The following is a 10,828-nucleotide window of genomic DNA, read 5'->3' on the forward strand; positions in this document are numbered from 1 at the left end:
GAAGGTGTGTCACAGGAGACAGCTGCTCTACCAACTGAGCTACGCCCCCATGAATGTGGAGGCGAGGGGACTCGAACCCCCGACACACTGTTTTGTGAGCAATCCGGTCACGAGCCGGCGGGAAACTCTCTTCCCTTGCCCTATCTAAATCAGACAAACGCTCTACCAACTGAGCTACGCCCCCATGAATGTGGAGGCGAGGGGACTCGAACCCCCGACCTTTTGTTTAGTGAGCAACTGAGTCATGAACCCGGGAACTTTCTTCCTTGCCCTAATACACTCTATTCTACCACAATGTCAAGTCTTTTTCAAGTCGTTGTCACTAACATGTGAAAATCTTTTGCGTGTCCTACCTGCGACAATCAGAAACGACCATTGGTGATCCGATCCGCAGCCGCCGGTCTACGCCCAAGCGCCTCCGCAGTTGGCTGCGCAAAAGCGCAGGCCGCATCCGCGATGGTTGCCCTAATAGTTCTCTGATACGTAGGCGTAGGCGTGATCGAAAAGCTCACCGGAAGCAGGCAGCCCGTAGCGGACTAGGACTTTGCGGATAGCGATGCGCACCGCTCGGTCGCCTTCTTTAGAGTTATTCCAGCCGTCCCACCGGACTTCCTTCACAATTGCGTCGATGTCGGCGACAACCTTGCCGACGATGACAGGAACGCCCTCGGGCTTGTACTCCTCGAAGATCTGCGTCAGGGCCCCAACATTCGGATCGGGCAATAGGTCCAGGCCAGCGGTTCCTGAGGTGTCTTCCGCCTTTTCCGCTGCGGCCAGGTCTCGGGCCAAATCCAGAAGGTCGCGCAGGAAGTCCACCGAGTCTTGGGCCTTAGCCAGCTGGCGTTCCCGCAGGCGGTCCAGTCGCTCGGACAGGCTCTTGTAGGCCGGGTGGGTGCCGTTGCCGCCTTCGAGCCGTTTACGCAGCCTCGAGGCGATGTTGTCCACGACTTCGGCGGCGGTCGTCACCTGCGTGTCCCCACTGCCGGCGTCTGGGTTGATCACTCCCGCCTCGATGAGCCTCTTGATCGTCCCCTCGTCGGCGATGACGACGTCTACGCCAGTATCGCTGACGGTAACTTCGCCGATGTGGCCGTGGACGAGCTCCAGGGTTTTTGCGCCAAGCCGGCGCCAGAGCAGGTCCCGGGTGTCATCGGAGGGCGCCACCGAGGCGTAAACCTTTGACAACCACTTGTAGTCTGCCCGGTGCTGCTCCAGGCGCAGGTCCGGATAGGCAGCTTCCCAGATGCCCTGGAGCATGCCGTACTGAGCCGCGAAGCGTTCCAGCGCCTTGTCATCGGGCAGCCGGTCGTGGGCGGCCTGAAGTGCTTCGAAGCCATTGCTGTCGCGGTCGATGCCGGCGAAGCGATCCAGAACGTTGGCGATCTCGATCTCGAACTGTTCCAGGAGCGAATCCGTTTCGATTTCCTTGCGGGCGTGCTCCGGGTTGGCAGGAGACATCGCCCGGGCGAAGCCGTCGCCGAGCCCGACATAGTCCACGATGAGGCCATAGCGCTTTTCTTGCGCCGTCACCGGGTTCTTCCAGTTCCGATTGGTTCGAGTGATCGTCTGGTACAGCGTGTGTAGCTTCATCGGCTTATCCAGATACATGACGCCCTCTATGGGAGCGTCGAAGCCGGTGCCAAGCTTGGAGGTGACCACAAGGAACTTCAGCGGGTCCCCGAGCTGGCGGAACCGGTTGAGGATGGCCTCTTCCTTGTCATCGGTGAGCTTGTACTGCTGCCAGTCAGAGTCGTCTTTAGACTGGATGGACATTATGACAGCCGACTCATCAGGCGTGGCACCATCTCTGGTGCGAGCCTGCAGCTGCCTGGTGAGCTCATCCTGATACGCGACGCACAGACCCCGATCATAGGCAACGACCTGGGCTTTCATACCCAGCGGATCAACCGTCGAGTAGAAATGATCGATGATGTCTTTGCAGACCTTCCGAACCCGTTCCGGGTTGGCGAAAAAGGTGCGCGTGTCGGTGGCCTTGGCAGCCACGTACTCCTGTTCCTCCTCGGTCAGGCCTTCCTCGGCGGCGAGTTCGTTGAAGGCTTTATCCAGGTCTGCCTTGCGGATATGAAAGTCGACCAGCCGTGGTGAGACGTGCATCGGGACCGTCGTGCCATCCGCAATGGAACGGTCTGAGTCGTAAGTGTTCATCGCATGGTTGGGGTCATCCGGGTCGCCGAACAGCTCGTACGTGTTCCGGTCCTCGTCAGCGATCGGGGTGCCGGTGAAACCGAAGAACCGGGCATTCGGGAAGGCGGCCCGCAGGAACTTACCCAGCTGCCCTTCCTGAGTCCGGTGCGCCTCGTCAACTAGGACGATGATGTTTTCCCGGGTGTTCAAGACCCCTGCGTTCTTGAACTTATGCACCGTGGTGAAGATGATGCCGCGCCGGTCTTCGGACAGGATCCGGCGCAGGTCAGACGCAGTGTTTGGGGCTTCCAGGGCTGGCATTCCGGCGCGCAGGAACTGGCGATACATCTGGGTAACCAGCTGGATCCGGTCTGCGATCAGGATGATAGAGGGGTTTTTCAACCGCGGTTCGTTGACCAGTTTCACGGCGGCGAAGAGCATGGCCAGGGTCTTTCCGGATCCTTGGGTTTGGTGAATCAGGCCCTGCTTCTTGGAGCTGTGCAGTGCACGGGCATGGATGGCCCGGACGGCTTCAACCTGCGGGTAGCGGGGCACAATCTTGTGCAGCCGTGGAACGCCGGAGTGCTTACCCTTCAGCTCGAAGGCGGTGAAATCAGCGAGGACGGACAGCACGGTATCCGGGTTCAGCAGCAGCTCGACACTGCGCTTCACTCTCGGCCAGCCAGCCGGGAGGATGTCTTCCTCTGTGGAGCCCCAGACGCCCCACGATTCGATGTCCTGGCCGACGGCGCCGTAATGGAAGTCCTTGCCCTCGGTGGCTACCGAAAACGCGTTCGGCACGAAGAATTCGGGCCAACCCGGCTCGTAAATGGCATGGATGTCATGGGCACCTTTGAGCCAAGTGACGCGTTTCTCCAGCCTGGTCTTGGTTTCGATGACCACCAGCGGGATGCCGTTCACCCACAACACCAGATCGAACCGGCAGGAGTGCCCAGGGGTGCCAAACGTGACCTCGTCTGAGACGACCAGGATGTTATTGGACGGGTTCCCGAAGTCGACCAGCTGCACCGGGTCGAAACTGTCCCGGCCGTTGAAACGGTGGGTTTTCTGACCGCGAAGCCACTCCAGGAAGTGCTGGTTGGTCGGGACCAGTCCGTCCTCCCGGGCGGACAGCATCAGACCCCGGAGCGGCGACAGCAATTCTGCCGCGCGCTCCGGAGCCTCGGCAACAGCAGGATTCAAACGGGCTAGTGCCGTCTTGAGGTCAGCTTCGATCAGCACGTCCTCGGTGTGCCGGTCTAGCTGATACCCCGGAATGTGTTTCCAGCCGCCGGAGACCAGCAGATCCAGGATCGGTTGCTGCACTGTGTTCGACTCGTTGAACCCCGCCATGAAACTACGCCCCCATTAGTTCGTCATACGTCTCTGGAATTCTATGCGCGCCCGACAAGAGGGCAGAAAGCAGTTCGGAGCGGACCGTCCTGAGCGAACGGGACGTTTCATCTGCTGCCTTGATTGCATCGAGCATCGCCTCGCAGGTGCCCAAGAAGATTTCGCGTTCTTCGCCTGTCGGATACGGCAGACTTAGCTGGCGCAGCCAACCTATTGCAATGTTTCCGAGGCCGGTTGAGCCACTTGCTGATTCGGACATCATTCGCTGGATACTGGGCCTGCTCAGAGCCCAGTAAATGATTGCGGAGTCGGCCGGATCTGTTGGCTGGATGATGATTTGGAATGCCGAGACAGCGAAGCCCTCGATCTCGGGGGATGGACGGTAGACGTTACCGATTCTTGCTCGATTCCCATTTGTGCGAATCATGACAATCGATGTTGGAGTGACCCTCTTCGTGCTTTTCGGCAACCCAGAAACGTACTTTCGATTGGATAGATCAAGTTCCCGTCCCGGCGGTGTGTTGGTAATGCCGAGAACCGATTCGCCGCCAGGCGCTGGAACTGACGACTCGTTTGCTGCCTTCCAGGACGGCCCGGACCGCATGGAGGCAAGCTCGCCCAACGGCCTTCGTTGCGAAAAGTCGGCGCCTTCCAGATATTCGTTCAGCAGCTGATTGGAAGCGGTGAATCGCGTCTCACTAGCCTCGACGGCTTGGTCGACAGCCCCGATCAGATTGACGATGCGGAGCTGCTCGTCCAAAGCCGGTAGACGCACGGGGACCTGTGACAGTTCTCTTTGGGAGAGGGACACGTTTGCGGTCCCCTGCATCCGCGGAACTATCAGCTCATCCTTGTAGTGCTGGAGATAGATGTGGAGGAAGCGGGTGCTGGACTTCGCCGGATTCTTCACTTCACAAGCGGTCACAATGTTGGCGACGGCAAACTTCCCGTTCGCATAGTGCACGCGTTTCAGAGACGCATGTCCGTGCCCCGTGGATGAAACCATAGGAATGCATACGGCTTCTCCGTCAAACTGATAGTCGACAGAGGAGAGAGGCTCCGGGCCTGTCACGATGAGCGGATAGTCTCCAGGCACAGTCTTAAGGGTTGGGGACTTTCCTTTCGTCAAAGTGCAAAGCTCACCTAGAAGCGCTGTCGCCCACTCAGATGACAAAACCAGCCGCCTTCAGCTTGTCAGCCAGTACGGCCTCCGCCACGGAGAATTTTTCCCGGGCCTCCTGATAGGCGATGAGGGCTTCCTCAACGTTGACCTCGGCGATACTTTCCGCCTTGAGATACCGGCCAATTTTCAGGTCGAATCCGTTTGCTTCAATCTCATCCAGGTCGACGAGCCGCAGACTCAGCCTTCCCTCACCATCGATGTCTTCTCCGCGCTTGTAGGCGGCGTCGATGACCTTGATGTCATCGTCGGACAAGGTGTTCTGGTTCTTGCCGGACACCAGCCGTTTGGACGCGTCGATGAACAGGACCTTGTTCCGGCGTTCGGCTGGTTTCTTCTTCCGAAAGATGAGTAGACAGACGGGGATAGTCGTCGAATAGAAGAGGTTGTTTGGAAGCCCGATGACGGCTTCCAGCAGGTTCAGTCGGACCAGTTGCTCCCTTATGGTGCCTTCCCTTCCCACCTCACGGAACAGAACGCCGTGAGGCATCACCACGCCGACTCGCCCAGTGTCCTCCTTCATGCTGGCGATCATGTGCTGGATCCAAGCGAAGTCGGCGTTGCTTACCGGGGGCACACCGCCGATGACACGACCGTATGGGTCGTCGGACCAGCTCTCGGCGCCCCAATTCTGCAAGCTGAATGGCGGGTTGGCGATGACGACGTCGAACTTTTGCAGGCCGTCGCCCTCCAGGAGTTTCGGTTCGCGGAATGTGTCGCCCCGGACTACCTTGAACTCCTTGAGCCCGTGCAAGTAAAGATTCATTTTGGCGATGGCGCTGGTGGTCAGGTTGATTTCCTGGCCGTGCAGGCGCAAGGTGCGGGGGTCTCCGCCGGCTTCCTTTACTGCGGTGACGGTTTCGACGAGCATGCCTCCGGACCCGCAGGCGGGGTCAGCGATGGTGTCTCCCGGCTTCGGGTCCAGAATCTTTACAAGCAGGTGCACCACGTGGCGGGGGGTAAAGAATTCGCCGGCTTTCTTGCCGGAAGCTTCCGCGAACTCGCGCAGCAGGTACTCGTACGCGGACCCGAGCATATCTCCGTTGACGCTGTCCGGGTCGAGCCGGACAGGATGGAACGAGTTGAGTAGGGCGGCCAGCGCCGACTGGGGCAGTCGTTCCTGGTTTGCCCACTGGACGTCGCCGAAGACTCCGGCCAGGGCGTCGGGGTTTGCCTGCTGGATGCGTTGCATGGCGTTGTCCAGCTTGGCCCCGGTCTGGCTGGCCGTCTCGATCACATCAGCCCAGTGGCAGCCCTCCGGGATCATGAACGTGTGATAATCCGCCTCGATCTCATCCGTTAGGGCATCCCCGAAATCTTCGATGGCGCGGAGGTGCTCGTGATCCCAGCTGTCGCTGATCCATTTGAAGAACATGACGGGGAAGACATAAGCCTTAAAGTCCCCCGGGTCCACTGGTCCTCTTAGAGCGTTGGCTGCGGCCCACAGCGTCGTTTCAAGCTGCTTCTGTGTCAGATGTGCGGGGTCAAGCGCGGAGATAGTCAACTTCGATCCATTTCATTAGTCTCTGAGTAGCGTATAGGCGCATACCTTGTGGAGAAGAGCTGCTGTCGAACGCAAGGGCTACGGCCGGCTACGGTCGCTCGGCCACGGTGAAAGAGCCGCTGGCGAGAGCGTTGCGCACGGTCGATATGTACTGCTCGGCCTGCTGGGCCGCTGCAGTGGCCCGTTCTGTGAAGAGCGTGAACTGTCGGATGATGCTGCCGGCGGCTTCTTGTTCTGCTAGCGGGAGTGTGGGAACCAGCAGTCGTCTGATGTCGACACGCTGGACCGTGGCGCCGGAGAGCATTGCTTGGTTGTGGTCGGCCATTAGCTGCTGCGCCAGAAAATCGGCGTCCCAGGCGTTTTTCGCGGGTCGGACGAGCCCGACGTTCCGGTCAATTTCCACACCTTCTTCCTTGCATACGAGAGTACTGATGGTCCGTCCAACGGTTGCGACCAAGATGTCGCCGGGTTGAGTGGTTACGGACTTAGTCCCTCGCACGGGGTGGCTTGGCAGGATTTCGGGTTTTCCCGAGCGGAGGGAGCGCAGCGTAAACACTTGGACCGGCTGAATGGAGTCTTCAGGAATGTCTTTTTTTGGCTTTGTATAGGTGCCGTGCGGGATGCACTGCGCAAGTTCCGATATGGGGCGTAGATGAACCGGTTCTCCGGTGTACGGCGCGAGCAGTCTTGCGCTGGGGGGAAAGTCCCAGTCGAGGATGGTCTCTTCCCATACCGAGGCGGTTTGTTTTACCGTTTCTGCAAGTTGTTCAATGCGGTCCTCGGAGAGCGGTGTCAGGGCGGCAAGCCATGTCTGCGGTGCTAGCACGGCATCAGGTGCGAGCAGTTTCTCCCGGGGCACCTCGACAGATACGCCAGTGGCCCCGCTTTCTCCCTGGCGCCAAGCGGCCAGGAGCTGTACGACGGATTCGTAAGCATCCCACTGGCGTCCGTCGGTTGCGGCTGTGCGTTTGTTGGAGAAGGCGTCGCTGTCGGGCAAGTGTGCCATGAGGACCCCGCGAGATGAGGCATCTGTGCGAAGGACGAGCACGGACACGGGAAGCGATGTGTTCAGTTGGGTGTTTCCGGGGAGGCTTATGACGGCCTCAATCGCGCCTTGGGAAATCATCCGTGCCCACACGTCTCGGGCCTTACCGCCCCGGGAGAGTGCCGCGGTCGGGAGGACCACCGAGGCGTACCCGCCCTTGCCTAGTTCCTGGTACGCAAGCTGAGGCCAGAGCAGGTCGCTCTGTCCTTTCAGTGGAAGCCCGAATGGCCAGGGTCTGGCAAGTTGAGTATCTGAAATCCGAAGTCCGAACGGCGGGTGCAGCACAACGCGGTCGTATCCCGGGCCGGGCGGGGACTCCAACAGGTCGGAGGACTGGAGGCTGGCAGGCCGGCTTATCAGGAATAGTCGGCAAGCGGAGACTGCCAGTGCTTCTTGATCGATGTCGTTGCCGACGAGCTCTATCTCTGGTCGTGCTTCGGCGGCGACCATCAGGGTTTGTCCGAACCCGCAGGCAAGGTCGGCGAATGTGTCTCCACCGGGAGGCAGGAGTGCGTTCAGGAACCGCGCAAAGGAGCGGGGAGCGGAGTACACGTTCAGCGGGGATTTGGCGTTTCTGGCCGTCGCCTCGACAAGGTCTTCAGCGACGCGGGAAAGATCATCGATCTCGGAAATGATCATGCAGACTTGTTCGAGCTTCGGCGTGCCTTTCCACTCCAGGTGAAGTTCCTGACGCGACCGGTTAATGGCTGAGGCAACGAGGGGGTGGCTTATGGCCATGTCCTTGGCGGCCGTGGCAAGCACCGACGAGGCGTCATAAGTCCCGCCTGACTCGCGAACTCCCACGGTTTCGACCGTCATGTCGGTGAGGCTTGCCCCTGAATCACGGGCCCACTGTTCAGCGCACAGCAATGGGAGAACCAAATCTATGAACCTGTCGGGAGCCACCGTGCCGCGAATCGTGTCAGCCAGTACGTAGGCCTGGGACCGTGGTGCAACTTCGATATTTTTGGACTTCAGCCAGGCTGTGATTTTTTCTACTGAAAACAAGGGCCGGGCAGCGTTGTCGTTTTCCGGGTCAGGAAAGCCTTCGTCTCGGGTCCGCCAGTTACTTACAGTCGACGGTGCAACGCCGGCGAGGCGGGCGATGCCGGAAGGGTTGATGAGCTGCTGGGCAGCATTGGTGGTCATTAGGCAGCATCCCGTTCGATAGCCTCGGTGTGAAGTTCAATTGTCTGATGAGCCGCCAGGCGCAGCCGGCTGGAAAGCGAGGCTGGCAGGGAGATGACGACCACATAGGCGCCACGTCCCGCCAACGCGGCGACAGAAGGTGAAAATCCACCATCCCCCGTTGCGACGTGAACGACCTCAAACCGACGCTCTAGTTGTTCATGGTCCAGAACTTCCTGCAGTGCAAGATCAGCGCCGTTCTTTCCCGGTTGGTAAAGCAATCGGCAGTTCCGCAAATGAGACGTGGCCACAGCTAGTAGGCCTTCGACGCTGGAGACGCCGACGATCACGAGATCGTCCTTCGTCACGGTCACCTGCTCCTTGTAGACAGCAAAAACGGTATTGATCGCATTCGACTCGATCTCTCCAGTGGAGAGCAAGTTCTCAATGTCGAGCAGGTGAACGGATCGATCATATCCAAGCATTGTATTTCCTCCAGCATCTTGTGAGTTTGTGTTTTCACAAAACTACCGGCCTGGGAGAAGTGTGTCAAGCATGAGTTTATGTTTTCAGAGAATTTTTCTAAGAACGCGTTCACAGTGCATCACCGGCAGGATTGAGTTTTCATGGGAGGGGCCCGGGGTCGATTACTGATGGACGTCCGTCAGTTATCTGTGCGTAGGCCACTGGGTGCCGTGTCATCTTGAAGTGCAGGGGGTCGGGACTCCGACCCCCTGGGGAATTTGGTGGCACTGGGACGCAGTCCTCGAGCTTGGGGGTCCAGGCCTGGACGACTGGGGGACCTCACATGTCGATTTGGATGGTCGGCGGGCATGGTCAAATACGACCGTTTCCGACCCGCTGTGCGGCGAGCCTTCGTGAGCCTAGAAAAAGTACTTCTACTCTTGGTCAAAACTGGTTGCCGAAATGAAAACCAGTCAAAACGATTTATGAAGGGTTTTGACGTGATTGGGAACGCCATTGGCTACGCGAGAGTCAGTACGCGCGGGCAATCCTTGGATTCCCAAGTTGACGCCCTTGTAGCTGCCGGCGCGGTTCGTGTCTTCCAGGAATACGCGTCCGGAGCCACCCAAGCGAGGGCCCGGTGGAAGGAATGCCTGGACTACCTGCAGCCCGGCAATGTGCTCGTGGTGGCCGATTTGACCAGGCTCGGACGGAGTACTGCCGACCTGGCTGACATCGTGACTGTCATAGGGCAGCGGGGAATAGGATTTCGTTCCCTGGCCGAGCCGTGGCTGGATACAACCAGCGCCCACGGAAAACTGATCTTCGATATGTTCGCCTCTCTCGCGGAGTATGAGCGCTCCAGGCTCTCGGAGAGAACAAAGGCGGGGCTGACTGCCGCTAAGGCCCGCGGCCGTCTCGGAGGCCGGCCCCGGGTCATCACAGATGGGAAGCTGGAGACGGCTTTGCAGCTGCGCAGCGAAGGGAAGACTCTGAAAGAGACGGCGGACCGCATCAGTGTCAGCGTGTCGTCACTGACGCGTGCACTGAGCGCGGCGGCGGCCGGCAGGGCCACGTCCGAATCACGGGCGGCGTGAAGTGAGCTCGGAACCGACAGAGGGATACTCTTACGGATCAGATCCAGACTTCATTGAAGTGCAGGGTCACCGGGCCTACGTCGGCACGACCCCCGAGGGGGAGGCAGCTATAGGCCGCGTCGCCATTTGGGCTGCGAGCGTTGAAGAAAACCTTGTGCACCTGTGTTCGCGGCTAATCAATATCGACGACCACGAAATTGGCTACGCCGTGACTGCAAACATGAGTGCTTCAGCAGTGATTGAGCTCGTACGGAAATTGGTCATCGACTCGAAGACAACCAGCGACCAGGACAGAGCCGACGTGATGGCAATGCTCACGGAAGCGAGAGCAGCCCTAGTGGAACGTAATAGGATCCTGCACGCCAGCCTCGGAGAACTCATGCTCGAAGGCAAGATGCTGTTCCGCAGCCGGCGCAAAAAGGGGCCCGTTCCGGATGGAGAGAACCCGCGCTGGGAGTCCACTTTGCGCGGACAAGAAGAGCTGGATGAAGTCGGTGCGCGGCTCTTCAATGTTTCAGAAGACCTGTGGGCTTACGTCCATTTGCCGTCTGATTAACCCGGATGGGACGGCGGCTGCAGCGGCTCGGCCGTCGCCCAGCATGGCCAGTTAGCCCCAGCCGCAAGATGGCTTAAGCGGCGGCGGGACACGAACTTAGGTCTGGTCCCTACGAATGACGAGGAGCTTTTGACCGTCGGCCAAGAGAGTGTCGAGCTTGGCGCGAGCCTCCTCATAGGTGGCACCTTCGGCGCTTAGGTAGTCGTACTGCTTATTGTCGGGGATGACTGTGCCGGTGAGGATCACAGGGCGATTTTAGTGTGCGGACGGTAATGCTGAGGGCCACCGCGGCGGGGGGGGCGGGGGGGGGGCGCCCGCCGGGGGGGGACGGCGCCGAGAGGGCGGGGGGCACGGG

General features: G+C 59.5%; 8 protein-coding genes and 1 tRNA gene. 2 read left to right on the forward strand and 7 right to left on the reverse strand.

Annotation, left to right across the window (positions count from 1 at the left end; translation table 11 throughout):
* Positions 1-56: 56 nt before the first annotated feature.
* The 6 genes from C9424_RS21385 to C9424_RS02380 all read right to left on the reverse strand — a co-directional run bounded on the left by C9424_RS21385 (position 57) and on the right by C9424_RS02380 (position 8,840).
* A tRNA-OTHER gene (locus tag C9424_RS21385) sits at positions 57-184 on the reverse strand.
* Between the two features lie 281 nt (positions 185-465).
* Positions 466-3,498: a type I restriction endonuclease subunit R gene (locus C9424_RS02360; protein WP_116765311.1), complete on the reverse strand. Its 3,033-nt coding sequence runs from the start codon at positions 3,496-3,498 to the stop codon at positions 466-468.
* A gap of 4 nt (positions 3,499-3,502) precedes the next feature.
* Positions 3,503-4,627 (reverse strand): restriction endonuclease subunit S, encoded by a 1,125-nt coding sequence (locus C9424_RS02365; protein WP_161958186.1) that lies wholly within the window; start codon positions 4,625-4,627, stop codon positions 3,503-3,505.
* A 34-nt stretch (positions 4,628-4,661) separates the two neighbouring features.
* On the reverse strand, positions 4,662-6,182 hold the full coding sequence (locus C9424_RS02370) for a type I restriction-modification system subunit M (RefSeq protein WP_116765313.1): 1,521 nt from the start codon (positions 6,180-6,182) through the stop codon (positions 4,662-4,664).
* An 88-nt stretch (positions 6,183-6,270) separates the two neighbouring features.
* Positions 6,271-8,376: an N-6 DNA methylase gene (locus C9424_RS02375; protein ID WP_116765314.1), complete on the reverse strand. Its 2,106-nt coding sequence runs from the start codon at positions 8,374-8,376 to the stop codon at positions 6,271-6,273.
* Positions 8,376-8,840 carry an NYN domain-containing protein gene (locus C9424_RS02380; protein ID WP_116765315.1) on the reverse strand — a complete coding sequence of 155 codons (465 nt, stop codon included), beginning with the start codon at positions 8,838-8,840 and terminating at the stop codon, positions 8,376-8,378. Before C9424_RS02380 ends, C9424_RS02375 begins: the two co-directional genes overlap by 1 nt.
* 465 nt (positions 8,841-9,305) lie before the next feature.
* Here C9424_RS02380 and C9424_RS02385 point away from each other — a divergent pair, with 465 nt between their 5' ends.
* Positions 9,306-9,917 (forward strand): recombinase family protein, encoded by a 612-nt coding sequence (locus C9424_RS02385; protein ID WP_116765316.1) that lies wholly within the window; start codon positions 9,306-9,308, stop codon positions 9,915-9,917.
* Position 9,918: 1 nt separating this feature from the next.
* Positions 9,919-10,473 (forward strand): hypothetical protein, encoded by a 555-nt coding sequence (locus tag C9424_RS02390; RefSeq protein ID WP_133247469.1) that lies wholly within the window; start codon positions 9,919-9,921, stop codon positions 10,471-10,473.
* A gap of 96 nt (positions 10,474-10,569) precedes the next feature.
* On the opposite strand, the gene C9424_RS21600 is transcribed toward C9424_RS02390, so the two are convergent.
* Positions 10,570-10,719: a hypothetical protein gene (locus C9424_RS21600; RefSeq protein ID WP_202615746.1), complete on the reverse strand. Its 150-nt coding sequence runs from the start codon at positions 10,717-10,719 to the stop codon at positions 10,570-10,572.
* Between the last annotated feature and the right edge of the window lie 109 nt (positions 10,720-10,828).

The organism is Arthrobacter sp. H-02-3 (assembly GCF_003097355.1).
Lineage (GTDB): Bacteria > Actinomycetota > Actinomycetes > Actinomycetales > Micrococcaceae > Arthrobacter > Arthrobacter humicola.